This is a genomic window from Streptomyces sp. NPDC060002, from assembly GCF_042737245.1.
In the GTDB taxonomy this organism is placed as follows: domain Bacteria; phylum Actinomycetota; class Actinomycetes; order Streptomycetales; family Streptomycetaceae; genus Streptomyces.
The window spans coordinates 1-3,232 of sequence record NZ_JBHWUW010000069.1 but is presented as its reverse complement, the minus strand read 5'-3'; the positions used below and the strand labels follow the sequence as shown (position 1 = coordinate 3,232).

The following is a 3,232-nucleotide window of genomic DNA, read 5'->3' as shown; positions in this document are numbered from 1 at the left end:
ACCCCCGGCACCGCCCGTACCGGAAGCTCCGTACACCCCGGCCACACCGCAGGCGCCGGACGGGGCTTTCCCCCTGGCCGCGCCGGGCGTGCCGGTCACTCCGGTGGCTCCTCCGGCACAGCCCGCTCCACCCGTTCCGCCCGTTCCTGCGGCTCCCTCCGTGCCCCCCGGCGCGGGGTCGGTCGCCGTGCCGGGGCTTCCGGCGGGCAGCGGGTTCGAGCCGCAGCCGCAGCCGCAGCCGCAGCAGGCCGAGGCCCGGTGGGGAGCCACGGGGGCTTCGGCGGGTGACGAGGAGAGCGGTTCCGGAAACGGGGACCTGGAGAGCGGTGCGACCATGCGCTTCTCCTCGGCCGCCCTCAAGCGGGAGATCGCGGAGCACGCCGCTGCCGTACAGGCCGAGCCCGCGACACCTGCGGAGCCGGAGACCGAGGCCGCCGATTCCCCCTCGACCGGCACTGTGCCGTCCGAGGCCGCGGATGCAGTGGATACGGCGGCCCCATCGGCCGATGCGGGCGTCTCGGACGGCAACGAGCCTACGGCCGCTGCCGCTGCCGCCGGTGCGGAGGCCGAGCCAGCGGTCCAAACCGACGGTACGGCCGACGAAAGCGGCACCGCACCGGACGGGGACGGCGTCTCCGAGGCCCCCGCGGGCGACGAGACGGCGATCCAGGACGCCGAGGCCGTGACGGGCCCCGCGCCCGAGGGCGCTGCCGTCACCGACGACGCGGCCCCCCGGAACGACTCCGCCGTGGAGGAGCCCTCGGACGCCGTTCCCACGGGCCCCGCCGAGCCGCAGGTCAGCGCGCCCCACGACGCCGTTCCCGCCGCGCAGCCCGCCTGGACTCCTCCGCCGGCCCCGCAGGGCGAGCTGCCTCCCCTGCCGCCGTCGTACCAGCCCGCGGCGCCCGCACCGGCGGCCCAGTGGCCGGCACAGCCACAGCCCGCCGATGCCGTGGCGCACGCTCCCGGGCCTGTCCAACAGCCGCCCCTTCACCCGCCCGTCCAGCCACAGGCAGCCCCGCCCGCGCCGGTCGGCTGGAACCCGCCGGCCCCGGAGCCGGCCCCGACCGCACCGCAGCCGGGCTACGGCTTCCCGCAGCCCCCCGTTTCCGCCCCGGCGGCCCAGCAGCCTCCTGCCCCGCAGCCGGGCTACGGCTTCCCGCACCCCGGTGGCGCTCCGGCCCCCGCCCCTCAGCCGCAACCGGCCGCTCCGGCACCGCAACCGCCCGCCGGCTACGGCTACCCCCAGCCCACCGACGCACCGCCCGCGCCCGGCGGCTACGGCTTCCCCCAGCAGAACACCGGCCCCGCAGCACCCACCCCTGCCCCGCAACCGGCGCCTCCGGCACCCCAACCGCCCGTTGACGCCCACGCCCCCGCCCACGCCGGCTACGGCTATCCGCAGCCCACCGACGCACCCCCCGCGCCCGGCGGCTACGGCTTCCCCCAGCCCCCGGCACCGCAGCCCCAGCAGCCGCAGGCCCCGCAGGCGTCGCACCCCGGCTTCCCGCAGCCGGGTATCCCGCAGCAGGCGGACGGACAATCCCCGGCGGCCGCGCCCCAGGGGTTCCCGCAAGGAGCCCCGCAGGGAGGGCCGCAGGGCTTCCCCGGGCAGCCGGCTCAGCCCCAGCCCCAGCCGCCGGCACCGCATGCCGCGCAGGCACCGCAGTACCCGCACACGCCCGCCCCCGACGCGCAGCAGGCCCAGCATCCGCAGCCGCCCGTCGACCCCCGGGCCGGGGCCGCCTGGCCGCAGCCGATCCAGCACGACCAGCGGCAGCCGGTCAACCCCGGTGCCGCGCCGCTGGGTTACACCGCCGCCGTGGAGCTGTCCTCCGACCGGCTGCTCAACAACAAGCGGCAGAAGGCGAAGAGCGGCCGGCCCGCCGCCTCCTCCCGCTTCAAGCTCGGCGGCAAGAAGGAGGAGGCCGAGCGGCAGCGCAAGCTGGAGATGATCCGCACGCCGGTGCTGTCCTGCTACCGGATCGCCGTCATCAGCCTCAAGGGCGGCGTGGGCAAGACCACGACGACCACCGCGCTCGGCTCCACCCTCGCCACCGAACGCCAGGACAAGATCCTCGCGATCGACGCCAACCCGGACGCCGGTACGCTCGGCCGCCGGGTGCGGCGTGAGACCGGGGCGACGATCCGTGACCTCGTCCAGGCGATCCCGTACCTCAACTCGTACATGGACATCCGGCGGTTCACCTCCCAGGCGCCGTCCGGCCTGGAGATCATCGCCAACGACGTCGACCCGGCCGTGTCCACGACCTTCAACGACGAGGACTACCGGCGCGCGATCGACGTGCTCGGCAACCAGTACCCGATCATCCTCACCGACTCCGGTACCGGTCTGCTCTACAGCGCCATGCGCGGGGTGCTCGACCTCGCCGACCAGCTCATCATCATCTCCACGCCGTCCGTGGACGGTGCGAGCAGCGCCAGCACGACGCTGGACTGGCTGTCAGCACACGGGTACGCGGAGCTCGTCTCACGGTCCATCACCGTCATCTCAGGGGTGCGCGAGACCGGCAAGATGATCAAGGTCGACGACATCGTGTCGCACTTCGAGACCCGCTGCCGCGGTGTCGTCGTCGTGCCGTTCGACGAGCATCTGGCCGCGGGCGCCGAGGTCGACCTCGACATGATGCGGCCGAAGGTCCGGGAGGCGTACTTCAACCTCACGGCGATGGTCGCGGAGGACTTCATCCGCCACCAGCAGCGCCAGGGCCTCTGGACCAGCGACGGCAACCCGCCGCCGGTGGCCGCCCCGCCGATGCCGGGCCAGCAGATGCCGGGCCAGCCGGTGCCCGGGCAGGCCTATCCGCCGGCGGGTCAGCCGTACCCGCAGGCGCCCCAGCCCGGCCCCGGGCAGCCGTACCCGCCGCAGCACGGTCAGCCCCAGGGACAGCCGTATCCGCAGCAGCAGCCCCAGCCGGGGCAGGATCCGTACGCCCAGCCGCAGCCACCGCAGCAGCAGCAGCAGCACCCGGGGTATCCCCCGGCCGGCTACGGCTACCCGCAGCACCCCGAGGCCCCTCAGCCCGGGCAGCCTCCGCAACAGTGAGGCGGCGGTGAGGCGGCAGTGAAAAACGCCGAAGGGCGGCCGGTGTCCGAGGACACCCGCCCCCCCTCGGCCGGTCGTCGGTCGGGCCCCCCGGGGGCGACGGGGCGGCAACCCCCCCCCCGCCCCGTACATTGAGCGCGTAACGGCCACCGCCCGCTGCGCCCA

Annotated in this window: 1 protein-coding gene; it reads left to right on the top strand. The window is 75.6% G+C overall.

The window, feature by feature from the left end:
- Positions 1–334: 334 nt before the first annotated feature.
- Positions 335–3,067 (top strand): AAA family ATPase, encoded by a 2,733-nt coding sequence (locus ACFWBD_RS36580; RefSeq protein WP_385676938.1) that lies wholly within the window; start codon positions 335–337, stop codon positions 3,065–3,067.
- Positions 3,068–3,232: the final 165 nt, after the last annotated feature.

Coding starts and splice junctions, on each gene's coding strand:
- ACFWBD_RS36580 (WP_385676938.1), top strand. CDS start 335: ATGCGCTTCTCCTCGGCCGCCCTCAAGCGGGAGATCGCGGAGCACGCC.